The sequence below is a fragment of the Chelativorans xinjiangensis genome, assembly GCF_009812055.1.
In the GTDB taxonomy this organism is placed as follows: domain Bacteria; phylum Pseudomonadota; class Alphaproteobacteria; order Rhizobiales; family Rhizobiaceae; genus Chelativorans; species Chelativorans xinjiangense.
In genome coordinates, this window is sequence record NZ_WQNH01000011.1 from 183,250 (window position 1) to 208,641 (window position 25,392).

Annotated in this window: 23 protein-coding genes; 11 read left to right on the forward strand and 12 right to left on the reverse strand. The window is 62.3% G+C overall.

Going from position 1 to position 25,392, the window contains the following annotated elements; translation table 11 throughout:
- The first annotated feature begins 9 nt into the window (after nucleotides 1–9).
- Genes GM910_RS10475 through kduD form a run of 4 tightly spaced genes read left to right on the forward strand, consistent with a single transcriptional unit; the run spans nucleotide 10 to nucleotide 3,741 of the window.
- Entirely contained in the window at nucleotides 10–1,287 is a 1,278-nt protein-coding gene (locus GM910_RS10475) for a TRAP transporter large permease (RefSeq protein ID WP_159587455.1), read from the forward strand.
- 29 nt (nucleotides 1,288–1,316) lie between these two features.
- The gene (locus GM910_RS10480; protein WP_159587518.1) at nucleotides 1,317–2,111 is read left to right on the forward strand and encodes an NAD-dependent epimerase/dehydratase family protein; all 795 of its coding nucleotides are present in this window, start codon (nucleotides 1,317–1,319) and stop codon (nucleotides 2,109–2,111) included.
- Nucleotides 2,112–2,170: 59 nt separating this feature from the next.
- Nucleotides 2,171–2,995 carry a 5-dehydro-4-deoxy-D-glucuronate isomerase gene (gene kduI, locus GM910_RS10485; RefSeq protein ID WP_159587456.1) on the forward strand — a complete coding sequence of 275 codons (825 nt, stop codon included), beginning with the start codon at nucleotides 2,171–2,173 and terminating at the stop codon, nucleotides 2,993–2,995.
- Entirely contained in the window at nucleotides 2,992–3,741 is a 750-nt protein-coding gene (gene kduD, locus GM910_RS10490; protein ID WP_159587457.1) for a 2-dehydro-3-deoxy-D-gluconate 5-dehydrogenase KduD, read from the forward strand. Before kduI ends, kduD begins: the two co-directional genes overlap by 4 nt.
- Nucleotides 3,742–3,905: 164 nt before the next feature.
- Here the strand turns inward: kduD and GM910_RS10495 are convergent, their stop codons facing one another.
- Nucleotides 3,906–4,823, reverse strand: a complete 918-nt coding sequence (locus tag GM910_RS10495) for an AraC family transcriptional regulator (protein WP_159587458.1) — start codon at nucleotides 4,821–4,823, stop codon at nucleotides 3,906–3,908.
- 241 nt (nucleotides 4,824–5,064) lie between these two features.
- Here GM910_RS10495 and GM910_RS10500 point away from each other — a divergent pair, with 241 nt between their 5' ends.
- The 5 genes from GM910_RS10500 to GM910_RS10520 all read left to right on the forward strand — a co-directional run bounded on the left by GM910_RS10500 (nucleotide 5,065) and on the right by GM910_RS10520 (nucleotide 10,587).
- The gene (locus tag GM910_RS10500) at nucleotides 5,065–5,949 is read left to right on the forward strand and encodes a carbohydrate ABC transporter permease (protein WP_159587459.1); all 885 of its coding nucleotides are present in this window, start codon (nucleotides 5,065–5,067) and stop codon (nucleotides 5,947–5,949) included.
- A gap of 74 nt (nucleotides 5,950–6,023) precedes the next feature.
- Nucleotides 6,024–6,857 (forward strand): carbohydrate ABC transporter permease, encoded by an 834-nt coding sequence (locus tag GM910_RS10505; RefSeq protein WP_246225985.1) that lies wholly within the window; start codon nucleotides 6,024–6,026, stop codon nucleotides 6,855–6,857.
- 4 nt (nucleotides 6,858–6,861) lie between these two features.
- Nucleotides 6,862–7,986 carry an ABC transporter ATP-binding protein gene (locus GM910_RS10510; RefSeq protein ID WP_159587461.1) on the forward strand — a complete coding sequence of 375 codons (1,125 nt, stop codon included), beginning with the start codon at nucleotides 6,862–6,864 and terminating at the stop codon, nucleotides 7,984–7,986.
- A gap of 26 nt (nucleotides 7,987–8,012) precedes the next feature.
- Nucleotides 8,013–9,278 (forward strand): ABC transporter substrate-binding protein, encoded by a 1,266-nt coding sequence (locus GM910_RS10515; protein ID WP_159587462.1) that lies wholly within the window; start codon nucleotides 8,013–8,015, stop codon nucleotides 9,276–9,278.
- 190 nt (nucleotides 9,279–9,468) lie between these two features.
- Nucleotides 9,469–10,587, forward strand: coding sequence for a glycoside hydrolase family 88/105 protein (locus tag GM910_RS10520; protein WP_159587463.1), 1,119 nt, complete (start codon nucleotides 9,469–9,471; stop codon nucleotides 10,585–10,587).
- A gap of 88 nt (nucleotides 10,588–10,675) precedes the next feature.
- On the opposite strand, the gene GM910_RS10525 is transcribed toward GM910_RS10520, so the two are convergent.
- Nucleotides 10,676–10,885 carry a glycine zipper 2TM domain-containing protein gene (locus GM910_RS10525; RefSeq protein ID WP_159587464.1) on the reverse strand — a complete coding sequence of 70 codons (210 nt, stop codon included), beginning with the start codon at nucleotides 10,883–10,885 and terminating at the stop codon, nucleotides 10,676–10,678.
- A 251-nt stretch (nucleotides 10,886–11,136) separates the two neighbouring features.
- Nucleotides 11,137–11,580: a helix-turn-helix domain-containing protein gene (locus GM910_RS10530; RefSeq protein WP_159587465.1), complete on the reverse strand. Its 444-nt coding sequence runs from the start codon at nucleotides 11,578–11,580 to the stop codon at nucleotides 11,137–11,139.
- A 39-nt stretch (nucleotides 11,581–11,619) separates the two neighbouring features.
- On the opposite strand from GM910_RS10530, the gene GM910_RS10535 reads away from it, so the two are divergent.
- The gene (locus GM910_RS10535) at nucleotides 11,620–12,855 is read left to right on the forward strand and encodes an MFS transporter (protein ID WP_246225966.1); all 1,236 of its coding nucleotides are present in this window, start codon (nucleotides 11,620–11,622) and stop codon (nucleotides 12,853–12,855) included.
- A 270-nt stretch (nucleotides 12,856–13,125) separates the two neighbouring features.
- Here the strand turns inward: GM910_RS10535 and GM910_RS10540 are convergent, their stop codons facing one another.
- The 8 genes from GM910_RS10540 to GM910_RS10580 form a co-directional block, all read right to left on the reverse strand.
- The gene (locus GM910_RS10540) at nucleotides 13,126–13,884 is read right to left on the reverse strand and encodes a LuxR C-terminal-related transcriptional regulator (protein WP_159587466.1); all 759 of its coding nucleotides are present in this window, start codon (nucleotides 13,882–13,884) and stop codon (nucleotides 13,126–13,128) included.
- Between the two features lie 986 nt (nucleotides 13,885–14,870).
- Nucleotides 14,871–15,410, reverse strand: a complete 540-nt coding sequence (locus tag GM910_RS10550) for a DUF995 domain-containing protein (protein ID WP_246225968.1) — start codon at nucleotides 15,408–15,410, stop codon at nucleotides 14,871–14,873.
- Nucleotides 15,410–16,363, reverse strand: coding sequence for a glycoside hydrolase family 26 protein (locus tag GM910_RS10555; RefSeq protein ID WP_159587468.1), 954 nt, complete (start codon nucleotides 16,361–16,363; stop codon nucleotides 15,410–15,412). The genes GM910_RS10550 and GM910_RS10555 overlap by 1 nt, the downstream gene beginning before the upstream one ends.
- Nucleotide 16,364: 1 nt before the next feature.
- The gene (locus tag GM910_RS10560) at nucleotides 16,365–16,976 is read right to left on the reverse strand and encodes a DUF995 domain-containing protein (protein ID WP_159587469.1); all 612 of its coding nucleotides are present in this window, start codon (nucleotides 16,974–16,976) and stop codon (nucleotides 16,365–16,367) included.
- Nucleotides 16,966–18,381: a UDP-glucose dehydrogenase family protein gene (locus GM910_RS10565; RefSeq protein WP_159587470.1), complete on the reverse strand. Its 1,416-nt coding sequence runs from the start codon at nucleotides 18,379–18,381 to the stop codon at nucleotides 16,966–16,968. The genes GM910_RS10560 and GM910_RS10565 overlap by 11 nt, the downstream gene beginning before the upstream one ends.
- Nucleotides 18,382–18,412: 31 nt before the next feature.
- Complete coding sequence (locus tag GM910_RS10570; RefSeq protein ID WP_159587471.1) at nucleotides 18,413–20,260, reverse strand: glycosyltransferase family 2 protein; 1,848 nt, start codon at nucleotides 20,258–20,260, stop codon at nucleotides 18,413–18,415.
- A complete protein-coding gene (gene galE / locus GM910_RS10575) occupies nucleotides 20,257–21,246 on the reverse strand; it encodes a UDP-glucose 4-epimerase GalE (RefSeq protein ID WP_159587472.1) in 990 nt (329 codons plus the stop codon). The genes GM910_RS10570 and galE overlap by 4 nt, the downstream gene beginning before the upstream one ends.
- Nucleotides 21,246–22,229 carry a UDP-glucuronic acid decarboxylase family protein gene (locus GM910_RS10580; RefSeq protein WP_246225970.1) on the reverse strand — a complete coding sequence of 328 codons (984 nt, stop codon included), beginning with the start codon at nucleotides 22,227–22,229 and terminating at the stop codon, nucleotides 21,246–21,248. Before GM910_RS10580 ends, galE begins: the two co-directional genes overlap by 1 nt.
- A 507-nt stretch (nucleotides 22,230–22,736) precedes the next feature.
- Between GM910_RS10580 and GM910_RS10585 the strand changes: the two genes are divergently transcribed.
- Complete coding sequence (locus GM910_RS10585; RefSeq protein ID WP_159587474.1) at nucleotides 22,737–23,753, forward strand: helix-turn-helix domain-containing protein; 1,017 nt, start codon at nucleotides 22,737–22,739, stop codon at nucleotides 23,751–23,753.
- A gap of 440 nt (nucleotides 23,754–24,193) precedes the next feature.
- Here GM910_RS10585 and GM910_RS10590 read toward each other — a convergent pair whose 3' ends face one another.
- Entirely contained in the window at nucleotides 24,194–25,390 is a 1,197-nt protein-coding gene (locus GM910_RS10590; protein WP_159587475.1) for an efflux RND transporter periplasmic adaptor subunit, read from the reverse strand.
- Between the last annotated feature and the right edge of the window lie 2 nt (nucleotides 25,391–25,392).

Genomic DNA, 25,392 nt, shown 5'->3' on the forward strand with positions numbered 1-25,392 from the left:
CTGCCCCCTATGGGTTTGGCATTACTCTTCGGCCTCTTCTTCGGCCTGATGGTTGCAGGCGTGCCGGTGGCCTTCGCGCTCGGCATCGCCACCGTCGCCGGCTTCCTCTATGAGGGCCTGCCGCTTTTCGTGGCGTTCCAGCGCATCCTTTCCGGCATCTCGGTCTTCTCGCTCCTGGCGATCCCCTTCTTCATCTTCGCCGGCGAATTGATGATGCAGGGCGGTATTGCCGCCAGGCTCGTGCGTCTCGCGGCGGCGGCCGTGGGCGCGCTGCGCGGCGGGTTGGGCGTCGTCAACGTCGCCTCCTCGATGCTCTTCGGGGGCATTTCCGGCTCAGCCGTGGCCGATACCTCGGCACTTGGCTCCATCCTGATTCCGGTTATGAAGGAAAAGGGCTATGATGCTGATTACAATGTGAATGTGACGGTCACGTCCTCCATTGCCGGTATCGTCATTCCGCCCAGCCACAACATGATCCTGTTTGCCGTCGCTGCAGGCGGCGTCTCGGTTTCCAGGCTCTTCATCGCCGGTATCGTGCCGGGCATCCTGATGTGCCTGTGCCTTGGCATCGCCGCCTATCTGGTGGCCGTGAAGCGCGGCTATGGCGGCGAGGCTTTCCCGGGCTGGGCGGTGTTGGCGTCGAGCTTCGTCGTCGCCCTTCCCGGCCTCTTCACCGCCGTCATCATCGTCGGCGGCGTGCTCTCCGGCATCATGACGGTGACGGAGTCGGGCGCCCTCGGTGCAATCTACGCGATTGCCGTGACGACGCTGGTCTACCGCGAACTGACGTGGAAAAACTTCAAGGTGGCGGTGCTACGGTCCGTCATCACCACGTCGCTGGTGATGATCCTGGTCGGCTGCGCCTCAGGCTTCGCCTATCTCCTGGCACTCTATCGGGTACCGGAGCTGCTTGCCGGCGCGGTTACCATCGTCTCCGACGACCCGCTCGTCATCCTGCTCATGCTCAACCTCATCCTTTTGGCGCTGGGCATGATCATGGACATGGCGGCGCTGATCCTCATCTGCACGCCGATCTTCCTGCCGGTTGCCGTCTCCATCGGCGTCGACCCAATACAGTTCGGCATCATCCTGCTGATGAACCTTGGCCTCGGGCTGTGCACGCCGCCGGTCGGGGCGTGCCTGTTCGTCGGCTGCGCCGTTGGCGGGGTGAAGATACAGGACGCGGTGAAGACGATCTGGCCGTTCTATCTGGCCATCCTCGTCGCGCTGCTCTTGACGACGTATATTCCGGCCATATCGATGACACTGCCCAATCTGTTCCAATAGGCCAACCTGTTCCAATGAGAGTACCCATGCTGAAACGACTTCTCATCACCGGTGCCGGCGGCGGGCTGGGCAAGATGGCCCGCCAAAGGCTTGCCCATCTCGCCGAGACGCTGCGCGTCTCCGACATCGCCGATATCGGCCCCGCCGGGCCGAACGAGGAATGCGTACAATGCGACCTTGGCGACGCCCGCGCCGTGGAACGCCTGGTCGAGGGTTGCGACGGCGTCGTGCATCTGGGCGGCCAGTCGGTGGAGGACAAGTTCTCCGTCATCGCCAACGCCAACATCCACGGCGTCTTCCACCTCTATGAAGCCGCCCGCAAGCATGGCTGCAACCGTATCTTCTTTGCCAGCTCCAATCACGTGATCGGGCTCTACAGCCAGGACCAGCACCTCGACCACACCGCACCGCCCAGGCCCGATACGCTTTACGGCGTCTCCAAGCACTTCGGCGAGGGGCTGGCGCAGATGTACCACCACCGCTTCGGCATCGAGACCGCCCTTGTGCGCATCGGCTCGTGCTTTCCGAAGCCCGTCGACCGCCGCATGCTGGCCACGTGGCTGAGCCCCGACGACTTCGTCTCGCTGGTCGAGCGCGTCTTCGCCGTGCCGCGGCTCGGCTGCCCGGTCATCTACGGCGTATCCCACAACGACGATTGCTGGTGGGACAACAGCCATGTCGGCTATCTCGGCTGGCGGCCGAAGGACAACTCGGCCGTCTACCGCGACGAGGTCTACGCCAAGGCTCCGCCGCCGGCCAAGGACGCGCCGGAGGCCTTTTATCAGGGCGGTCTCTTCGTGGTGGAGCCGATCCGCGAGGAGTAGCGGACCGCCGAAGTCCGTTTTCGGCCCCGATCGGAGGGCCAACTGCAGGAGGAGGAGTCATGACGACGGAAACCCGCCGCCCGATCCACCCGGAATTCGCGAAGACCATGACGACGGAGGAACTGCGCCGGCATTTCCTCATCGAGGACCTGTTCCAGCCGGGCAAGGCGCGCCTCGTCTATTCCCACCACGACCGGATGATCATTGGCGGCGTCGAGCCGGTGGGCGGAGCGGTTACCATCGACCATGTTCCCGAGGCCGGCACCGAGAGCCTGCTCGACCGCCGCGAGATCGGCATCGCCTGCGTGCGCGGTTCAGGCGAAATCCGCGCCGGCAGCGACAGCTACGAGGTGGCGGACGGCGACATGCTCTATGTGGGCATGGGCGCCGGGCCGCTTTCCTTTTCGGGCGATGGCGCGCGCTTCTATCTCGTCTCCGCGCCGGCGCACCGCACCTGCCCGACGCGGCTCATCAGGATCGACGATGCGGCGCAGGTGGCGCTCGGCAGTACCGAAAGCAGCAACGAGCGCGTCATCTACCAGTTCATCCACCCCGACGTTCTGGAGACCTGCCAGCTCGTCATGGGCATGACGCGGCTCGCGACCGGTTCCATCTGGAACACCATGCCGGCACATCTGCACGACCGCCGCTCGGAGGTCTATTTTTACCGCGATCTGGCGGAGGATCATCGGGTCTTCCATCTGATGGGCGAGCCGCAGGAGACGCGGCATCTGGTGGTCGCCAACCACCAGGCGGTGATCTCGCCGAGCTGGTCGATCCATTCCGGCGCCGGCACTTCCTCCTACACCTTCATCTGGGCCATGGCCGGCGATAATATCGACTACAAGGACGTGGAGATGGTGGAGATCGGAGGCATGCGGTGAAGCCGTTCGACCTTTCGCGCCGCCGCGCCCTGGTGACGGGCGCCAATACGGGCATCGGCCAAGGGATCGCCGAGGCGCTGGCCCGGGCGGGCGCGCACGTCGTCTGCGCGGGCCGGTCCGCCATGGACGAAACCGTAGAGCGCATTCGTTCGCTCGGAGGCAGCGCCGAGGGGCTGGCGCTCGACCTGGCCGACCCGAAGGCCGCCGCAGGGAAAGTCGAGGAGGTGGCCGGGGAGGGGCTCGACATCCTCGTCAACAATGCCGGCATCATCCGCCGCGCCGACGCGGTGGACTTCCAGGAAGCCGACTGGGACGAGGTGATCGACGTCAACCTGAAGGCGGCGTTCCTTTTGTCCCAGGCCTTCGGGCGGGCCGCGCTCGCGCGGGGGGCTGGCGGGCGCATCATCAACATCGCCTCGGTGCTCTCCTTCCAGGGCGGCATACGCGTCGCCTCCTACACGGCCTCCAAGCACGGCATCGTTGGGCTGACGCGGCTACTGGCCTGCGAATGGGCGGCCAAGGGCATCAACGTCAACGCCATCGCGCCGGGCTACATCGCCACCTCGAACACCAAGGCGCTGCGCGAGGACGAGGCACGCTATCGGGCGATCCTGGAACGTATCCCGGCCGGCCGCTGGGGCGAGCCGTCGGACATCGGCGGCGCCGCGGTGTTTCTGGCGTCGGACGCGGCGGCGTATGTGCACGGGGCCGTGCTGCCGGTCGATGGAGGGTGGCTGGCGCGGTGATTAACTCAACGCAGCGTCATTCCGGAAGCCGGAGCGATAGCGGAGGCTGTCCGGAACCCATTCCGGAATGTCGATGTCACGGAATGGGTCCCGGACAAGCCTTCGGCTTTCCGGGATGACGTGCGGGCTAGGATCGCGCCAGACAGCCGGGCGAGCGTTCGCTCCTACTCCACCCTCTCCACCAGCGGATAGATGACCTGCCCATCCTCCTCGCCGCGCGGGAACTTGCCGTCCTGGCTCTCCCTCACCGCCAGCTTGTAGCCGGCGGGGCTGGTGCCGATGTGGCGCTTGAACATGCGTGAGAAATAGTAGACGTCGCAATAGCCGACGAGCGCGGCGGTCTCGCCCACGGTGTTGCCGCTGGCAAGCAGGTTCATCGCCCGTTCCATGCGCTTGAATTCCTGGAACTTCCTCGGCGTCCAGCCGATCTGGCGGCGGAACTCGCGCTTGAAATAGTCCGGATTGTAGGGTGCATCGGCGACCACGCGCTCGGCGATGTCCTCGTCCAGCGGGTCGGCTGTGATGCGCGTTGCCGCCAGCATGATACCGAGCGAGATGCCGTCGGCGTTTCCCACGGCGCTGACGGGCTGCGCGTTCCAGGCGATGAACGCGTCCTCCAGGAACTCGATGAGGATGAACATGAAGAGGTGGTGCTGGATAAGCGTCGTCGAGGAAGCCGGCGCGATGTCGTGATAATAGCGCACCACCGGCTCCAGGAGCGGCCAGCGCGAGAAACGCACGGCCCGATTGATGCGCATCTGCGCGATGAGGTCGTGCTTGCCGAAGAGGTCGAGCGTGAAGTGCTGGGCGACCCCGGTATAGGCTTCGCCCGAGGCATGCCAGCCGACGAAGCGGCTGCCCGCCGGGATCAGCATCGCGTCGCCGGGCGCCAGCGTGTAGGCGCCGTCATCGACCATATAGCTGCCGCTGCCGGTGAGGCAGATGACGAGGTCATGCACGCTGTTCGACTTGTCGACGCGCCAGGTGCGCGAGTGCTGCATCTTGATGGTCGAGCGGGTCAGGGTGAGCTTCAGCGCGTTCTCCGGAATCCCCGCCAACACACCGCCTTCGATTTTGTCCATCCCTTTTTCCAGATTTGTCAATTTCAAACCGGCTGTTGCAGCAGGATACTGGCTCCATTCGTCGCGGCAAGCGCGAAAAAACACGTCATTCTGGGAGGAATCGACGATACCGAGAGTCTGTATCGGTCTGCCAGTGCAGGCCGGCGGTGTCGTCTTGTGCCATCGACATGCATGATTTCGCAGACACCCGCAGCGCTGCAATAGCCTTTATCGGCGGCGGCTCCCTCAACCGGGCCGGCTGATGGGCGGCGACAGCAAATATCTCGGCCTTGCCTATGTGGCGCCGTATATCGCCGGGCTTCTGATCTTCACGGCGGTCCCCTTCGTCGCGTCCTTCTATCTGAGCTTCACCGACTACAGTCTGATGCGGCCGCCGCAGTGGTCGGGGCTGGAGAACTATACCGAGCTTTTCACCCGCGACAGGACCTTCCGCAAGTCGCTCTCGGTGACGCTTCTCTATGTGTTCATGACGGTGCCGCTGAAGCTGATCTTCGCGCTCTTCATCGCCTACATCCTGAACTACCGGCTGAAATTCATAAACTTCTTCCGCACCGCCTATTACGTGCCGTCGATCCTCGGCGGATCGATCGCGGTGGCGGTGCTGTGGCGCTACATCTTCGCCGATGCCGGGCTGGTGAACATGGCGATCACCGCCTTCGGCGGCGAGCCGGTGAACTGGTTCGGCGATCCGGGCAATGCCCTCTTCACCATCACGCTGTTGCGCCTGTGGCAGTTCGGTTCGGCCATGGTGATCTTCCTGGCCGCCCTCCAGAGCATCGACAAGACGCTTTACGAGGCCGCCGCGATCGACGGCGCCGGCAAGTGGCACACCTTCGTCTACATCACCTTGCCGCTGATCACGCCGGTCATCTTCTTCAACCTGATCATGCAGATGGTCCAGGCCTTCCAGGAGTTCAACGGCCCCTACGTCATCACCGAGGGCGGGCCGCTGAAATCGACCTACCTCTTGCCCCTCTACATCTACGAGGAGGCCTTCAAGAAGTTCCATATGGGGTACGCCTCGGCGATCGCCTGGGTAATGTTCGCCATCATCATGGTGCTGACGCTGATCGCCTTCTGGTCGTCGCGGCACTGGGTCTATTACGCCGGCGACAAGCGGAGCTGACGATGGCAGAAGAGATCACCGTCCGCACCACCGCCGAGCTCGATTCCGCGCGCACATTGGCCGAAGGCCGCCGCATGCACGCCATCTCCTCGGCCGTGCGCTATGCACTGCTGGCGGGGGTGGGCTTCCTCATGCTCTACCCGCTCATCTGGCTGATCGGGGCCTCCTTCAAGACCAACTCGGAGATTTTCGCCAATCCCGGCTTCATCCCGTCGGAGCCGACGCTGAACGGCTATATCGACGGGTGGAGGACCTCCACCCCCTACACCTTCGCCACCTTCTTCTGGAACACCTTCCTCATCATCCTGCCGAAGACGATCGGCACTGCGATCTCCTGTGCGGCGGTGGCCTACGGCTTCGCCCGCTTCGAGTTTCCGGGAAAGCGCATCCTCTTCGCTACCCTGATCGCCACGCTGCTCCTGCCCAATGTGGTGACGCGCATCCCGCAATATCTTTTGTTCCGCGACCTCGGCTGGCTCGACAGTTTCCTGCCGCTGTGGGTGCCTTCGGCCTTTGCGGGCGACGCCTTCTTCGTCTTCATGCTGATCCAGTTCCTGCGCGCCATCCCGCGCGACATGGAGGAGGCGGCGCGCGTCGACGGCGCCAACACGCTGCAGACGCTGATCTATATCGTCGTGCCCATGCTGGCGCCGGCGCTGATCTCGGTGTGCCTGTTCCAGTTCATATGGACGATGAACGACTTCCTCGGGCCGCTCATCTACCTCTCCTCGGTCGACAAGTATCCGATCTCGCTGGCCTTGAAGCTGTCGATCGACACGACCGAGGCGTTTCAGTGGAACCGCATCCTGGCCATGTCGGTGCTGGCGCTGGTGCCCGCGCTCACCGTGTTCTTCCTGGCCCAGAAATACTTCATCGAAGGCATCTCCACCGGTGGAGTGAAAGGTTAAGCTCATGGCCCGCCTGCAGATCAGGAACCTCGAAAAGGTCTACAGCAATTCCTTTAAGGCCGTGCACGGCATCAGCCTCGACGTCGACGACGGCGAGTTCATGGTGCTGGTCGGCCCGTCCGGCTGCGCCAAGTCGACGACGCTCAGAATGATCGCCGGGCTCGAGACCATCACCGGCGGCGAGATCCGCATCGGCGACAGGATCGTCAACAACCTGGCGCCGGGCCAGCGCGGCGTGTCCATGGTGTTCCAGAACTACGCGCTCTACCCGCACATGAAGGTGCGCAGCAACCTGGCGTTCGGCCTGAAGCTGAAGCGCCGGCCGAAGCCGGAGATCGAGGATGCTACCGAGGCGGTGGCGAACACCCTGGAGATCGATCCGCTGCTCGACCGGCTGCCGAAGCAGCTTTCGGGCGGTCAGGCGCAGCGCGTGGCGGTGGGAAGGGCGCTGATCAAGAAGCCGGACGTCTTCCTGTTCGACGAGCCCTTGTCCAACCTCGATGCCAAGCTCCGCGCCTCCATGCGCGTGCGCATCACCGACCTGCACAAGCGGCTGAAGCGCGAGGGCCAGTCCTCGACCGTCGTCTACGTCACCCACGACCAGACCGAGGCCATGACCATGGGCGACCGCATCTGCGTGATGAAGGACGGCTGCATCATGCAGGTGGCGGATCCCGTCACGCTCTACAACCGGCCGGAGAACGCCTTTGTCGCGGGCTTCATCGGCAGCCCGGAGATGAACCTGATGGAGGGTACGCTCGCCGTGAATGGCGGCGTCAACATCCGCCTAGCCGATCAGGTGCTCACTTTCGGCGAAGATGTCGGCAATCGTCTCGACGTGCGCGGCGGCGAGGTGCTTCTCGGCGTGAGGCCGCAGCATCTGCGCATTGCGGCAAACGACGAGGAGAACGCTCTGGAAGGCCACGTCTCGCATATCGAGTTCATGGGCCACGAGGTCTACCTCTATGTCGACGTCGGCGATATCCGCCTCGTCGTCGTCGTGCCCTCCGAGCAGTACCACCCAGAGGACATACGTGACGACCGCATCCGGCTTATCCCGCGCGAGACGGCCGTCCACATCTTCGACCGGGAGACGGGGAGGAATGTCAGTCTCTCGGCGAATGCCTGAACCCGAAAGAAACTTGGGAGGATGAAATGAGAAAGACAACGACAGCATTGGCCGTGATCATGGCCCTCAGTGCGGGCTCCGCTTCGGCGGCGGATCTGCGCATGTCCTGGTGGGGCGGCGACAGCCGCCATGTGGCGACGCAGGAGGCCCTGAAAGCCTGCGGCGAGAAGCATGGCCACACGATCAAGCCGGAATTCACCGGCTGGACCGGCCATCAGGAGAAGGTGGCCACGCAGCTTGCCGGCAGCACAGAGGCCGACATCATGCAGATCAACTGGCCCTGGCTGCCGCTCTTCTCGCTCGAAGGCGACGGCTTTGCGGACCTGAACGAGTACTCGGACACCATCGACCTGAGCCAGTGGTCGGAGGACCAGCTTGATAGTGCCACCGTGAACGGCAAGCTGAACGGCCTTCCGGTTTCCACCACCGGCCGCGTCTTCTTCTTCAACGAAGCCACCTTCGACAAAGCCGGACTTCCGCTGCCCACCACCTGGGACGAATTGATCGAGGCCACCGCCGTCTTCAAGGAAAAGCTGGGCGAGGACTACTATCCTTTCGACGCGCAAGGGGGGGATCAAGGGTTGGGCGCCATCCTGAACGTCTCGCTGGTGACGACGCAGATGACGGGCAAGGATCTCGTCGATCCCGCCACCAACACCGTCGCCTGGACGGCGGAGGAACTGCAAAAGGGCATCGAGTTCAACCAGAGCCTCGCAGACAAGGGTGTCATCCGCGATTGGAAGACGGTCGCGGGGGGCGGCAACGTGGATCTGTTCGAGCTGCCTGCCTGGTCGGAGGGCAAGATCGCCGGCTCCTATGAATGGGATTCGACCTATGGGAAGTTCAACGATCCCATCGAAAACGGCGAGCTCGTGCCCGTAGGGCTCCTGACGGTCGAAGATGCCGCGACGGAGGGTGTGTACCGGAAGCCGTCCATGCTCTTCTCCATCTCCAGGAACAGCAAGAACCCCGAGGCGGCCGCCCAGATCGTCAACTGCCTTTTGAACGAACCCGAGGGCATCGAGGCGCTTGGCGATACACGCGGCATACCGGCGAGCCGGATCGCCGCCGAGACACTCGCCGAAGGCGGTGCCATCAACCCGCGGCTGCTGGAAGCACACAAGCTCGTCATCGAGGCCAAGGGGCCGACGGTCTCGCCTTTCAACGAGCACCCCGAGGTGCGCGAGATCTTCAAGGACACGCTGGAGGAGTTCGCCTACGGCAATATCTCCGCGGCCGATGCCTCCACGGAAATCATCGAGGGCGTGAACGGCGTCCTGGCGAAGTTCTGATGTCCACCGCGGCGGCGGGGTTCACCGCCGCCGCTTTCTGCTGAAGTTCTTTCCGAATGGCACCGATGACCCCGGACCATCCCATCTCTCCTGCGCCCGTTTTTCCTCCTTTCGGCGTGCCTTGCCGCGCCTTCGCGGCGTTTGGGGAAAGATTGGAGCGTCCGGGGAGGACGGGGGGAGTGGTCGCGGCATGATGGCGTATTTCGACACCTATGCCGCGGCCTACGCGCCCTACAAGGGGGGAGCGTGGTGCTACGAGGACGGCTGCGTCTATCGCGGGCTTGCCCTTCTGCATCTTGCTACGGGTGAGGAGCGATGGCTCGCGCACTTGAAGCGCCTGGTGGACGCGCAGGTCTCGCCCGAGGGAGAATTGGCGGGCTATTCCGTCGGCGAATTCAACATCGACCACGTCCTGTCCGGCAGGGCGCTGATCTATCTTCACGGTCTGACCGGCGAGGAGAAATACGCCGCCGCCGCCAGGCTGCTTGCCCGGCAGCTTGCCGGACATCCGCGGACCGAGTCGGGCGTCTACTGGCACAAGAAAATCTATCCCCGGCAGATCTGGCTCGACGGCCTCTATATGGGACTGCCCTTCCAGATCGAGTTCGCCCGCATGACGGGCGACGGGACTCTTGTCTACGACGCGCTTTTCCAGTTGCAGATCGCGCTCTCGCTTACCCACGAGGCGAGGACGGGTCTTTATGCCCACGGCTATGACGAAAGCCGCAAGCAGCAATGGGCCGACCCGGACACCGGCCGCTCGCCCGCCCACTGGGCGCGGGCGCTGGGCTGGCTCGCCATGGCGCTGGTCGACATCATCGAATTGATCGGAGTGGAGCGCGCGGCCGAGGCGGGCATTGCCGGGGAGGCGGCCGCGCTGCTCAAGCGCATCGCCGCCTTCCGCACCGGAGAGGCGATGTGGCTGCAGGTGATCGACCGGCCCGACCTTGCCGGCAATTACGCGGAAACGTCGGCGACGGCCATGCTGACATACGCGCTCATCAAGGCCGGCAGGCTGAGGCTCGTCGACGGCGCTGCCGCGCTCGGCGGGGAAAGCCTTCTGGCGCTGGCGCAGCGGGCACTGCAACGGTCGGAGGACGGCATTGTTCGCCTCGGCGGCATCTGCCGCGTGGCGGGCCTCGGCGGCTATTCCGGCGTCTACCGCGACGGCACCGCCGGCTACTATCTGACCGAGCCGGTGGTAGCCGACGATCCCAAAGGGGTAGGGCCCCTGATGATGGCCAAAGCGGAGGCGACCCGTCCGGCGGTTGCCGTCGAGGAGGACGGTACGGCGCGCTGCGCTTCGTGACGTCGTGTCACAGAATCGGCCCGAGAATCGGGCCGATTGGATTCAAAGACCTGGGGCGCCCTTTGCGCGCCCAAATGCACGCAGAGCGCTAGAGGTTCCGGCCGATCATGCCACCGGCGACCGCGCCGCCGATGCCGCCGATCAAGGCGCCCCCGCTTCCGCCGATCGCGTTGCCGGCCACTGCGCCGCCGACACCACCGGCGGCTGCGCCGGCGATTGTCTTGTCGGTCGTCGAACAACCGGCCGTAGCGGCAAGCATGCCGCCCAAGAGACAGAAAGTTGCAAGCTTCTTGGTCATAACCTTCACACGCAATTCATGGGAAAGCGCATGAATGGGAGATTCGGGTAAAAATTTAATGAAGTTGGTCGGAGTGGAACCTGCGATCCCCTGATCGCGCTAATGGGCAACCGCGTCACGAGCGGATGACGTTCTTTTCGATTACGGACTGCCCTGAGAAAGGCTGTCCCTCCTCCAAGCTGACATGAAGATGGGATCGACCTTTCCCCCGTGCCGATATCAATCCCGCTCTCACAAGGGTGTTGGCCCCGTTATTTTGATCGACCGGGGCCGCGAACAACCCGAGATTGGGGCAGGGGCCGCCCGCGGCGGTTTCCGATGTGCAGCAGGCGGCGGAATGTGGGGCATTCCATATGAGACGGCGCCGGGCAATCCGCGACATGGCGAAGCGCCTCGCGCAACTTTGTAAGGTCGCGAATTTGACGGTCTATCTCGTCCGCACGGGCACGAAGCTCTGGGCGCGGCAAATCCGGCTGGCCATCGGCACCGAACATTCCCCGGATTTCGTCCAGCGAGAACCCGGCTGACCGGCCAAGCTGGATCAGCGAAAGCTGCAGGATCGTCTGGGGATCGAACTGCCGTCGCAGGCCCTTTCGTCCAATCGACGCGATCAGCCCGATCTCCTCGTAATAGCGCAGAGCGGATGGCGACAGGCCCGTTTGCGCTGCCATCTCACCGATGTCGATAACCTTCATGATTTCCCTATTGACCTAAAGTTGACTTGAAGTCGTAGCATGCGCTTCCTGCTGGAAATCTGCAAGAGGAAGCAAGCTATGTCGTCCGAAATGATCGTGGATCGTGGTGCCGTGTTGCGCGACCCTCGAGCGCTCGCCCTGCTGTTCGCCGCCTCACTGACCACAATGGCCAACGCCACGATCAGCCCCGCTTTGGGCGGGCTTTCGGAGTTGTTCGCCGATCACCCCAATGCGCGGTTTGTGACGACACTGCTGGTCCCAGCCCCCTCTCTCACCTTCATTTTCTGCGCTCCGCTCGCCGGGCTGGCGGCGGATCGTCTCGGGCGGCGCTGGCTTCTGTTAATCGGCATCCTGTTGTTCGCGATTACGGGCAGTGCCGGCCTCTACCTTCCCGATCTGACGTCCATCCTGATGAGCAGACTCGCGCTCGGCCTCGCGGTGGCGATGATTATGACCTCTCAAACCGCGCTTTTGGGGGACTACTACGAGGGTACCGCTCTAAAACGCCTTGCGGGTCTGCAGGTCTCGGCGCGAAACTTTGGCGGGTTCACATTTATTACGCTCGCCGGCTGGCTTGCCGCAACCTCGCCGCGTTTGCCCTTCGCGGTCTATGCTTTGCCTGTTCTGCTTTTGCTGCTGGTTTGCAGGGCGATTGCAGAGCCCGCAATTCGGCGCGACCGCGCTGCGGCGCCCTGTCAATCCCTCGTATCTCTCGGCGAAAAGTGGCTTGGGCCGATGATGGGACTCGCAGCGCTCCAGATGGGGACGACGGCGCTCTTCTTCATTATGCCGACCCAGGTTCCCTTCCTTCTGGAAGCGCGAGGTTACGACAGCGCGTCGGGGACGGGTATGGTCCTCGGGGCGCTCACGCTGGCAGGCGGACTGGCCGCACTCGCCTATCACCGGGCGAGCGGCCGGTTCGGCGAGGTCGGCGTTTTTGCGATCGGATATGTGCTAATGGCGCTCGGTTTCGCAGGCATAGCTTCAAGACCGGAGTTTGCGGCAACGCTTGCCGGTGCGGTTGCGATCGGGTTGGGCTTTGCTCTCGTGATGCCGAATTTTGTCGCGCTGGCTCTCACGATTGCCCCCGCGCAATGCCGCGGCGTCGTCGGTGGAATTCTCACGACATCCGTTTTCGTCGGGCAGGTCGTCTCACCATTTGCCACAACGCCGATGATCGACAAGGTTGGATATGCCTGGACATACGCCGCTGCGGCAGGTCTCGTTCTCTGTTTGGCGATGGCGAGCAGCGTGGCTGCTCTGCTGCGGCGTTGAGGAGCAGGGCCGCATGAGTTTGGCCAACGCGAACACGGCATGCGGCGGCGGGTCGAGACAAATCGGCCCGACCGCCGGTTGGCCGGCGGAATCGACCTGCGCGAGAAGATTCTCGCAACCGGGACAGAGGGTGGAGGTCGTTCGTGGATTTTCTGGCCAAAGCCATCGCACCGTGGGTGGGCCACTGAAGTTCCGTATAGCAACGGGGTTACTCACCGATGCCGATCCGTACCTCCTACTCCCACCTTCCTCATCATCATCACTCAGCCTTCAGCAGGGAAGGAGCTTACTGAGCTTGTAGGCAACTTCTGTCCGATTCGTTGCCTTGAGCTTTCTCATGATGTTGCGAATATGAACCTTCACGGTGCTTTCGCACATTTTGAGCTCGTGGGCGATGATCTTGTTCTGCTTGCCGCGCCGAATGGCTTCGACGACCTCTCTTTCGCGGAGCGTGAACATCGCGTATAAATGCTGTGTTCCTTGCATACCGTCATCGATCAGGTGACGCATGGCCAGCACGCTGCTGGCAGGAATAAATGTTCCGCCCGACATGGCCAGCGCGACTGCTTCGATGCAGACGTTGATATCGACCGATGTCGGTATGAAGCCGCGCGCACCATATTCGAGCGCCTTCAATATCTGTTCCAGGTTATCGCTATCGGCCAGAACAACGACCGGAACGGAGCGGAAGCCGGAGGAAAGTTCTCTGATCTGCTCGGCGACGCTATTTTCCATCACATCCTGCTCGCCAATGTTTAGGAGTATCGCCCCCAGTGAGGGATGGGTTTCCTCTTCATCTCTCCATTCTTTGATCGAGCCAACCGCAACGACCTCCATGCCAAGCGGGTGACTGACCAGCGCCTGCCTCAGGCATTCGCGTTTGAGCCTCGCGCTTTCTATGAGCAAAAGGCATCTTGCCTGCTCGTTCTGCTTGTCGGCGCCAGCGTACAATTCGGCTTCAGCCGTCCGCCTTTCTCGGCAGGCACCAAAACGTGAATGCTTTTCAAGATTAAGAGCCACTGTGTTCATGTCGAAGCCCGCCTCTCCTCATGCGGATTTTTTGGGCATCGCGCGAACGATCCGGTGTCTCCACGCCTTTGATGACACTGATGGTGGATATCCCACCGGCCCTGGCGGTGCCCTGACAGCAAGTAATGGTTGGGAGAAATCGCCACATGACGTAAGCGTCCCCGCCAAACCAAATCTTCATGCAAATCTTAACCAATGAGGCGGAATAGGGCGTTAGCGCCGCGTACTAAAAGTTATCGCAGCGTACATAATATCGAGTTCGAGATGGTTGGTCGCACCCAGAATCTTTCGCGCTTTTCTCAGGCGGGGACTCAGCGGGTTGAGGTTTGCTCGGTAAAGCGGGGCCATGTCTGCCTCCCAGCCGAGCTCACTGCGTATCAATGTCCCGGGCGTGCAATTGTTTTTCACGGCGGGTTTCAAACCGACACCGTTAATGAACCCTTTCAGTGAAAATGTCGTTCTTTTGGGATTTCTTACACAGCTATTTAATGGATAAGAGGTATCAATTCCGACAGTAGGCAATAAAGAGGACAGTTTGCGATGAATCATGCATCTAGGAGATACTATAGATCCAAGAGTTACAATGTAGTTTCCAAGCGTATACTTTCTATAGTGGGAGCTGCATTTTTGCTCATCCCGATGGCCGGATGCTCCAAGCTGGGCTCCGACGAGGCGACGACGCTTTCGTTCCACTCCGTTAGAACATATGCATATCCGGCATCGGTCGACAAGCCGATCGTGAAGAAAGCGGTAAAGGCCAAAGCGACCAGAACGCAGCCCACTGTCAAGCTGGCAAGCAGCCAATATCTTGGCAACGCGCCGTATATCTGCACGCCGAGCGGTTTCGGACGTACGTCCACATGCTTCACGCGCTCTGCGCGGTGATGAAGCGGCAAGGGGCAGGAGAAGACAGCGCTGGCCGGCCGTCTTCTCCCTGTGACCGTCGGTGATGCGCCGGGCTCCATGGACTGGATGGGCAACAAGCTTTAGCGGTTGCCAAGCCTTGCTTCGATCCGGCGCACGCGGGTGACGACATAGTCGCCATGGCGCAGCTTGGCGTATTCGTCGCTCATCCTGGCGGGCATCTGCCTGAAGGCGTACCATTCGCCGTCCGGCTCGCGCTTCTGATAGATGACACCGTCTTTTTCACGGTGGCTGAAACAGGTTACCGCCGGAGCGGAACCATCCATCGCGCGCCATTCTGCCCTGAAACAGAGCTTCCCAGGGGATGTGATAAACCAGCGGCCAATGCCGTAAGAGGGCGCCCCTCCTTCGCGGGACCAAGCGCTGAATTCACGCTTCTTCACGGCAAAAAAGCCGGCGCCTTCCTTCCAGATCCACGAGCGGTTGGCATAGATCTGGTAGACTTCGTTGCTGGTGAGCGGCCGCGCCGATTGGGCTTCGTTGGGATGGGCCGAGGCCGCCGCGATACCGAAGGCGCCGGCCGCGAGGCCGGCGACAACGGCAGCTGCCAAGAGTGCCGTACGAGGCATGGGTGTACTCCACTGTTCCGATTTGTTGTGCATCAGTTCGTCGATTCCTCGACAACCCGCCAGTTGGGGAGCCCGAAATCGTCCGGCCACGGATAGACCTCGCGGTCATTGAAGTAGACAACTGCCGTGAGTTCCGGGAATTCGGCGTGACGCTTGGTGACTGCCTCCGCCCATTGGCGGACGTAGGCCTGGTCACCCTCATAGCCCAGCTCGGCGACTACGATCGCCTTCCCATAGTCCTTGACAAGGTTGTAGCCGGGCGCCAGACGCTCCGCGAACGTCTGGTCGCGGCCGGTCTTCTCCCGGTCGTAGGGCTGATAGCCGAAGACGGACAGGCCGATCACATCCACGACATCGTCGCCGGGATAGTAGTCCTGAAGATCCGCATTACCCTTTGGCGACCACATGAACTCGGCGTTCGCCAAGTGCTTGCGGCACTCGGTTACGAAGCGCCGATAAGCACTGATATACTCGGGACCGGACCACTGCGCCCAGGTGAACTGGTTGTCCTGCTCATCCATTTCCTGTGCGAAACGGACGGTAGCGGGGCTCTTGAGTTTCGCCACCTCCGAGCAGACCGCTGCCGCATTGGCGTCATAGCGGCCACTCACAATGCCGCGGTAGAGCTCCTCCGACGACACCCGCCAGTCGCGATCCCAAGACCACGGCTCCACGCTGATCAGAAGCGAGCGGCCGCGCGCCAACGCGTATTCGTCTGCTATGGTGAGGGTGGAAAGGTCCACGTCCTCCCACGGGAGGAAGAGATGTTCGATTGTCGAATTGGGATCTTCGCCAAAATCCCCATGAGGATCATAGGCCCCGAACGAGATGGATGACGGGGTAATGACCGGCCGTTTGTCGGATGGGGTTCCAGCTGTGGTCGAGTTCGGATCGGGGATGCCGCGCGGGCTGTTGGCCGCGAACACGACTCCCGATGCCAATATGGCTGCAGCCGAAAGGGCTGCTGTTTTCGATGTTCTGCTCATCTTAGTTCTCCATTTTTCTCTCTGCATCGTCCGTCGTCTGCTGCTGGAGCGACGTCTTCTCACGGCCGTCCTTGGGGGATGTTTCGACGAACTCCAGTTTCGAAGAGACCAAGTCTTCGCTCACGAGCTTTGCGAACTCGTCGCTGTCCTTCGGCACGGTGTGCCTGAAGACGTACCAGTCGCCCGACGGCTCTCTCTTCTGGTAGATCGTGAGGTCGGAAATCCTGTGTTTGAAGCAAGTCTTGTTCGCATAGGTGCCAGTCGGCGTGTGCCAATCGGCTTTCATGCAGAAGAGGCCCTGATCCGTCACGATCCATCGACCGGTCGCCCAGACCTGACTGTCGCCGGATTCCGACCAAGCCTTGAAGGCCCGCCCTTCATCTTCCATGCGGCCGGCGCCATGCTCCCATTTCCAGGACTTGTTGCGATAAAGCATATAGAGTTCCACGCCCGTCATCGCGCGCGCATCCTCGGGCGGAGTGACCTTGGCCGCGGCTGCCCAGCCCTCGCCGGATAGCATCAGCAGTCCTGCCAGAACGCGAGACAAGATGGCCGGCCGCAACACAGGCAGGAAAGGGCGGCGAGCGCTTTCTATGGTTTGCTTAGTGGTCATATCTTCCTCCGAGGACGCGCCGTCCACCCGCCGCATTCGCGCCGGGCAGGCGGTATCTGGTGTCGAAAAGGTCCGGTGCGAGTTCGACCAGGCGTGTAGCGGGGCGGCCGACGGCGCAGACGTAGAAGCCCGCCCGTTCCGCTCGGCCCACCTCAAACGCACCGCGCAGGTCGACCAGGATTGGTGAGCGCATCACCCGACGCAGGCGGACAAGGTCGAGGTGCCGGATGCTGTCCCACTCCGTGACGATGACAACGGCATCGGCGCCGCGCGCGCATTCATAAGGGTCTTCAAGGAGTTCGACATTCTCCAGCAGCCGCGCGGCATTATCCATGCCGACCGGGTCATGCGCGCGCACAACGGCGCCGAAGCGTTGCAACGTCTCGATCAGCGGCACGGAGGGCGCCTCGCGCATATCGTCGGTGTCGGGCTTGAAGGTGAGGCCAAGGACAGCAATGGTGAGCCCGTCGACATCGCCTCCGACGGCATCCATCACCTTGAGCGCCATCTTGCGCTTGCGTGCTTCGTTGACGCTCACCGCTTCCTGCACGATGCGCAGGGCCACCCCGTGATCTTGTGCAGTCCGCAGGAGCGCCAGCGTGTCCTTGGGAAAGCAAGAGCCGCCATAACCCGGGCCGGCATTGAGGAAGCTCGCGCCGATACGCTTGTCGAGCCCCACGCCCAACGCCAGTTCTCCTACGTCGGAGCCCACCTGCTCGCAAAGATCGGCAAGCTCGTTGATGAAGGTGATCTTCGTTGCCAGGAAGGCGTTGGAGGCATATTTGATGAGCTCGGAGGTGCGCCGCTGTGTCACCACGATGGGCGCATCGACTTTCGCCAGCGGCGCGCCGTAGATCTCCATGAGAACCTCGCGGGCACGCTCGTCGGCAACGCCGATCACGACGCGATCGGGTTTGAGGAAGTCGCGAATGGCGACACCTTCCCTGAGGAATTCCGGATTGGAAGCCACCGAGAAGGTGCCACGGCGGCGCTTGGTCGCGATGATTTTCTCAACCGCATCACCGGTGCCGACCGGGACGGTGGATTTCACCACGACCACGGCGTTCTCCGCAAGCAACGGCGCTATTTCCCGGGCCGCCATGTAAACGAAGGAAAGATCGGCATCTCCGTGGCCGGGCCGCGAAGGTGTGCCCACCGCGACGAACACGGCGACTGCGTCCTTCACCGCCTTGGCGATGTCGCTGGTGAAAGACAACCGGCCCTCGGCGTAGTTGCGCTCCACGAGTTCGTCCAATCCGGGCTCATAGATCGGCAGCTTGCCCTGCTGGAGGCCCAAGACCTTCTCCGCATGCTTATCGACGCAGACCACCTCGTTGCCCCATTCAGCAAAGCAGGTGCCGCTGACCAGGCCGACATATCCGGTTCCGATAACTGCTATTTTCATGGGTTCCTACGCAGAGCGCCCTTTCTTTTTTTCAGTGTGTTGTGCTTGGATTCGCGCGCCGCCATCCCGGGTTGAAGACGGTCCTGCGTAGTCCCGGCTGGCCTATACCGGCGCCGGCGACCGAATAGCGATTTTCGAAGAGGTGGAAATTGCCCGCTCCCCAGGAGAGCGCTTCGAGCCCCTGTTTCCCGCGCTCGGCTGTGGCGACCCCCGGCAACACGAAGAGAGCGAGGAGGCTTGCCGCCAGGGCGGGCCGATGGAGGCGGGTCCGCACTCTGACAGCGTTCTCACGGGCGTGCCGGGTTACAATCACCAGCAGGAGGATGGCGTAGAGCGACGCATTGACGATGGCGAAAAGATAAAAGCCGCGCGTATCGCCGGCGTCCTCCACGGCCAGCACAGGCAATATCGAGGCAAGCGAGAGCACGCCGTAGGGAGCGAGCACGCGTATGGGCAGCGCATCCACTTCGGAGGTACCCTTGGGTGTGACGCGGAAATCGACGAACGAGCCGGTGAGCCAGTCGCGAACGGCGGCCGCACATCCAGCAAGCGCCCAGGGCCAGCGCGCCAGGAGGAAGAGCATCGCCTCCCAACTCAGCACATTGGCGTCGGCCGGGCGGAACGTGCCGCCCGCGCGCCAGCGATAGGCCATCAGAATCAGGACGATGGACAGAGGAGCGAAATGGGCCAGGAAGGCGGGATAGGTAACGCCGACGAAAATTTCGCCGCGCAGGAGCGCGATGATCGGCATTGCGAACATCAGCGCCATGAAGAGCGAGAACAAGGGATACCAGAGCTGCGAGAACAGGAATTGGAATTTCAGGCGCGGCGGCAGATTGCCCACGAGCTTGGGCGAATACTGCAGGAGCAGCATGACCAGACTGCGCGACCACTGGAATTCCTGGGTCACGAGATCGGCAAAGGTGCGCGGCCCGTCGCCATGGGCGATCGCGTCCAGCGCGTGCACGCCGCGCCAGCCATGGGCGTTCATCATCAAGGTCGTGGAGTGGTCTTCGGCAAGCTCCGGACCGAGGCCCCCGATCTGTTTCAACGCCTCGGTGCGCACGGCATAGTGTGAGCCGATACACAGGGGCGCGAGCCCGCCATTGTACCCAGCCTGAAGCGAGCCATGCATGCTTGCTTCCGCATAGAGCCTGCCGCGCGCCGACCAGCTTTCATGCGCATTGCGGTCGCATATGCTGGGTGCGGAAACATAGCCGATCGCAGGGTCCGCGAAGGGCCGCAGCATCTCAAACAGATAGCCGGGCTCGGGCACGTGATCGGCGTCAAGCTGCGCGACGAAGTCGTAGCGCTCGTAGCCGTAGTGGTCATAGAAGAAAGCGAGATTGCCCTCCTTGCAGCGTGTGCGCCGGGGCCAGGTGGTGCGATGATAGTCAGTCCGTCCCTTGCGGGTAGAGACGAACACGCCGTGCCTGCGGCACCAATCGAGTGTCTCGGGGGAGGGGTCTTCGTCCGCCAGCCAGGTGTCGTGCGGCACTTCCTGGGCGAGCATCGCCTTCAGCGTCTGCGCCACCACGGGGAAGGGCTCGGCCGGCGCTTTGGTTACGACCATGGCGATACGGCTGCCCACCGGGAGCCGCAGCGGGCCGTTCGGCTTTCGGCCGCGATAGAAGATCACCAGAAAATAGGCGGGCAGAAGTGTTGCCCAGGCGAGCACCCCGGTGACCAGAACCGAGCCAGCCACACTAAAATGATGCTCGGGTTTCAGCCACCACGCCCAGAAGTAAACGAGGGCTGCAGCCCAGACCGCCCCGCCCACCAGATACTCGATCTTCCGGTATCTGGTGAAAACGGAGACCAGCAGCGGCGCGGCGCCCGTGCCGGTAGATCTGATAGCGCTCTTGGAGGCAACGTTCATTGTGGCCGTACCTCCAGTCCGAAGAAGGGTGCGGCCGTACGCATGATCGTATCGAGGTCGGAGTGTTCGGCGGAGAAGCCGATTGCCGTACGTGCCAAACTCGGGTCGGCGTAGAGCGCCGGCGGATCGCCCGCCCGCCGTGGGTGCATGCGGATAGGCACCTTCCGGCCGGTAACGCGGCCGATCGCGGCAAGAATCTCGCGAATTGACGTGCCGCGACCGGTGCCCACATTGACGGCCAGGTCGCACCCTCCTGCCGCCAGGTGTTCGTAGGCAAGGACATGGGCCTGCGCCAGATCGCAGACGTGGATATAGTCGCGAACGCAGGTTCCATCGGCGGTTTCGTAGTCGTCGCCGAAGACCTCGAGGAATGGGATCGCACCCGCCGCGGCCATCAGGGCCCGCGGGATCAGATGCGTCTCCGGATTGTGCCGTTCGCCGATTTCGCCCTCGGGGTCGGCTCCGCAGGCGTTGAAATAGCGAAGAGCCACGTAGCGCAGACCGTAGGCGGCCGCATAATCGCGCAGCATGTGCTCGGCGATCAGCTTTGTGCGACCGTAGGGGTTGATCGGTATCTGCGGCGCACCTTCGACGATGGGAAGATGCGCCGGCACCCCATACGTTGCGCAGCTCGAGGAGAAGATGACATTGCCGAGCCCACTCTGGAGGCAGGCGTCGAGCAGTGATTGGGTTCCAGTGATATTGTTCCGGTAGTATTTGGCCGGCTGCTCGACGGATTCACCCACATAGGCGCAGGCCGCGAAATGGATGACCGCCGCCGGCTTGTAGCGCGCTATTGTTTGGGCAAGTAAGGCGGTATCCAGGATGTCGCCATGGACGAACGGGCCCCAGCGCACCGAGGAGCGGTTGCCGGTCGACAGGTTGTCGAAAACGACGGGTTCGATGCCGCTGGCGCTGAGCAGCTTCGCGGTATGGCTTCCGATGAAGCCGGCGCCGCCGGTAACGAGGATTCGATCCGCCGACATCATGCGACCTCGGCGAGTTTGGGGTCGGTGTCCGCCAACAGGCGATCGAAATGGCGGATCGTCTTGCCGAGGCCTTCAAAGAGCGTCACGCGCGGCTGCCAATCTAGCTCCCGCATGGCCAGCGAGATGTCGGGGCGGCGCTGGCGGGGATCGTCGATCGGTAGCGGACGATGCACGATCCTCGACGTCGATCCGGTGAGTTCAATCACTTGTTCTGCCAACTCGCCGATGGTGAATTCGCAAGGATTGCCGAGGTTTACCGGCCCCGTGAAAGAAGCCGGCGAGGCCATGAGGTGTAGGAAGCCGTCAATCAGGTCGTCCACGAAGCAGAAGGAACGAGTCTGGCTACCGTCGCCATAGATGGTGATGTCGTCTCCTTTCAGCGCCTGGACGATGAAATTGGAAACGACACGGCCGTCGTCGGGCCGCATGCGCGGTCCATAGGTGTTGAAGATGCGCGCGATCTTTACCGCTATGCCGTGGCTCTGGTGGTAGTCGAAGAAGAGCGTCTCGGCGCACCGTTTGCCTTCGTCGTAGCAGGCACGGGGACCGAAGGGGTTCACATTACCCCAGTAGCTCTCGACCTGTGGATGCACATTAGGATCGCCATAAACCTCGGAGGTCGAAGCCTGGAGAATGCGTGCATTGTGGCGGCGAGCGAGCTCGAGAAGGTTCAGCGAACCCAACACGCTCGTTTTTGTCGTATGTACCGGGTTTGCCTGGTAGTGCGGAGGCGACGCTGGGCAGGCGAGGTTGAATATCTGATCGACTTCGAAGTCGATAGGCGTGACTATGTCATGCTCGATGAAGCTGAAGTGTTCAGTGTCTGTCAAATGCTCGATGTTCCGGCGCAGACCTGTGGAAAAATTATCGAGACAGATCACATGATGGCCGGAGCGTAGAAGAGCTTCACACAAATGTGAACCAAGAAAGCCCGAACCGCCGGTCACAAGAATTCTCTGCGATACAGCATTTTCAAGCATGATATTTTGCCCCCCGCTGGGCAATAAGCACCTGGTGAAGGGAGCGCGTGCGCTATCCTTCATCGCATTGTGCTTATATAGTACTAGTCACTTTGCAGGAGAGATGTGTATCATGTTAGGATACTACGAACTGCTTATCTCCCAAGCCATGTCGATAAAATATGCTCTTGGGAAAAGTCTGTCATTACCTCAGAATCCGCGAATTTATCGCAGCGTACATTTTTCCGTATCTGCGAGCAGGGCTCGGCGGGTCGTCTGACTTGTCTTCCGGCGTGGAACAAAGTGCGTCACCGATCGTTATGGACGATTGGTATCCGACACTCTGAGAACCGACAGCCATGAGGGAGGCTTAGGTAACAGATGAACGGCGGGCGGGACTCTCAAACCCCTGGGTGGAAGATCGAAGAAGCCGGCTCCTCCACGGCGAAACCAAGGCCGGAGCGACGCCGTTGGCCGCGAGGCGAACAGCCGGTTCGGGACGCACCCGCGATACGCGGACCTCCCATTTTGAAGCCGATCGAGTTCTCCACGCGGGATTTGCCGAAAAAGCAGCAGTTCAGCGCGTGGCAGTCCTATATGGAGACGGTCGCCGAATATCGGCTGCCTGATGATAAGACACCCGAGGACGGCTTTCCCGCCGATCACGTCGCGTGGAACCTGGGTAGCGTGATTATTGCGCAGCAGCGCGTGGCCGCACACAGCTACCGGCGGTCGGCAGCCAAGGTGCGCGCCAGGCCCATCGATCATTGCCACATCACCATATTGCGCAGCGGACGCAGCTGGACAGAGGTAGACGGCTATGTCGCGCAGAACGAGCCCGGCAAGGCGGTATTCCGGACGCTTGGGCACCCCTATTGGGGCCGTATCACCGATGCGGAAGCCGTTGTCGTCTACCTTCCCCGCGATCTCTTCGGCGACTCGGCGGCAATTCTCGATGCTGCCAACAATTCGATCCTGTCAGGCAACTTGGCCCATCTGCTGGACGACTATATTAACAGTGTGGAGACTTCGCTGCGCAGCCTTGTCGCGGAGGATCTCCCCGGAATTGTTAGCGCGCTGCGCGACATGGTGGCCATGAGCCTGACTTCGGTCAAGCATAAGCATGCGACGGAGCAGCACGGCATAGGCCTCATGGAGCGGGCGCGCCGTAACATCCGGCAGCACCTGGCTTCACCCGACCTTACGCCCGAGAGCCTGTGCCGGGAGCTCGGCATTTCCCGCACACGGCTATACCAGCTGTTCGAGCCCAGCGGCGGCGTCCTGCATTACATAAGAAGAAAGCGGCTGCTGGTGGCGCATGCCTCACTCAGCGATCCAGCCAACAACCAGCGTATTTTCGAGATTGCGGAAGCTGCCGGCTTCGATACGCCGGCCAACTTCAGCCGCGCGTTCAAGCTCGAATTCGGCTACAGTCCACGCGAAGCGCGCGAGCATGCAGCGGCTGAGCACAGCGCGTATAGTGGCGCGGACACACCGGATGATATGAAGAGTTTTGGGGATTGGCTTACCGCTCTCGGGCGCTGAGAAGCATTCCATCAAGGGCGGTGCCATCGGCGGGTCTGTCGCGGAGCCATGATTTCGGACATCTAGTTGGCCGATGAGAAAGTAGCGGGCGGCGATCCCGTTACGACTGGCGGTCACCTGCCTGCCGCCCAGAGCGCGGTCGACCGGGTTGTGTATACTCCTATCCACGGAGAATAATTTTGCTTGGGCCGAATCCTGTGCGAGTGAACGACCTCTCTTGAGACGCTCAGCGAACGTCGGCTTCTCGGCGCGCCCACCCGGTAGTTCAACGCAGGCAGAGGAACTCCGCTCGCCACCCTCCTTATTTGAGAATCTTTTGCGCGGACAATGGTTCGTGACAGGCTGGAGCGGTCGTCGTTCTCGACGCCATGGTCGAATCTATCGCCCTCTTTGCATCCCGGCGAGTTGATCCGGCGGGATTAGGCCAGATGGCCCGCGCCTCACTCCCTCCGCTCGACCCGGCTGCCCTCCTCGAGTGTGTCCGCGGGGTGGAGGACGACGACATCGCCAGCCTCGATACCGCCCAGCACCCCGGCCATCTCATCGTTCATTTGACCGATTTCCAAGTCAGCCTGGCGCAGGCGGCCGTTGTCGACGACAAACACGTTCCAAGCGCTGCCATTCCGGAACAGGGCGCTGATCGGCACCTGCAGGCAGTCTGCGCACTCCCAGACGGTCATTTCGGCAAAGACCCGGTAACCGTGCCCAAGGCGATTGTCGCTGTCGTCGAGGTCGAGAACGGTGTTGACACGCTGCTCCTCGATGCCCAGCGCCGAGACTTTGGTGAAGGCGGCCGGATCGACCCGCCGGACCGTGGCTTCGAGGGGCCGGTCGCCGCCCCAATCGCGCACCAGCGCCTTCGTGCCCGGCGCAATGCGAACGGCGTCGGCCGAAAGCAGATCGACGACGACCTCCAGATCTCCCGTATCGCCGATCTCGGCGATACGTGCTCCAGCGGCCACGGCCTGCTCGCTCTTCTCCAGAACGGCGAGGACCGTTCCGTCCACAGGCGCAAGCACGCTGACGCAGCAGCTTTCCGCCTCCGGATCGCGCTGGCCGGGCTGCAAAAGCCGCGCCTCGGCGCTCGCCAGTTCGGCGCGGCGGAATCCGACCGTCGCCCTGGCGGCTTCCACTGCGGCCTTCAGGAGCTCGACCTCGTTAGCCGCCTTTTGCAGCGCGCTCTCCGAGATGACCCCGGGCCCGTGCAGCTTGAGCGCCCGCTCAAGCTCGGTTTCGGCGAGCCGCAAGGCGGTCTCGGCGCGCTGCAGCTCACTCTCGGCGATGCCGACGCCCGAGCGGGCGGCATCGCGGGCGGCAAGCAGCTCCGCCTCCGTGCGCCGGTCGATCAGCGGCGGGTCGAGGGGCTGGATCTCCGCGACGACTGTTTTCCCGGCTTCCACGAAATCGCCTTCTCTGAGCGCAGTACGCGACAGATATCCGGCAATGGGTGCGGAGACGGTGTAGACCTCACGCACCCGGGTCATCCCTTCCTCGCGGATCGTCACCTTCATCGGAGCCTGCCGGATCACGGCCACGTCGACCAGCGACGGCTGCTCGCGCAGCGACCATGCAAACCCCGCGACCACGGCGGCGGCGGCAAGTGCCATGAGGAGGCGTTTGAACCAGGCGGATTTCATCG